The organism is Pseudomonas sp. EA_65y_Pfl1_P113, assembly GCF_963970525.1.
In the GTDB taxonomy this organism is placed as follows: domain Bacteria; phylum Pseudomonadota; class Gammaproteobacteria; order Pseudomonadales; family Pseudomonadaceae; genus Aquipseudomonas; species Aquipseudomonas tritici.
Genome location: NZ_CAXAQM010000623.1, coordinates 1 through 444, shown reverse-complemented (window position 1 = coordinate 444; position 444 = coordinate 1). Strand labels below are relative to the sequence as shown.

The window sequence follows — 444 nt, the reverse complement described above, 5'->3', positions numbered from 1 at the left end:
CCATCTTCTGGGATTGCCGCAGCCGCTCCTCCAATTCGCGCTGGCGGCTGACGTCGACGCCGACACCGACGACCTTGCCCGGCTTGCCGTCCGGGTCGCGCAGCACGTGGTTGCGCGCCATTATCCAGCGCACACTGCCGTCGGGCAGTTGCAGACGATATTCATTGGCACCGTCGCCGCCAGTCGCACGGACATGCGCGATTGTAGCCTGCATCTTGGGCAGGTCCTGCGGGTGGATGCGCGCCATCACGTCCGCCAGCGTAACGCCCCGCGCCACATGCTCCGGGCTGAAACCGTATAGCGCGGCAAACTCGCTATCGCTCTCGAAACGGTCGTTCGCCAGATCGTAGGTCCACACCCCCACCCCGTCCATCGCCTGCAGCACCATCCGCGTGCGCGTTTCGGCCGCCAGCAACTCCTGATGCTGTCGCCGCTCCTCGGTAA

The 444-nt window shown here is 65.8% G+C and carries 1 protein-coding gene; it reads right to left on the bottom strand.

The window, feature by feature from the left end; genetic code table 11:
- The coding region (locus tag AACY52_RS31420; protein ID WP_339561562.1) for a PAS domain-containing protein at window positions 1–444 on the bottom strand (444 nt) is incomplete at both ends.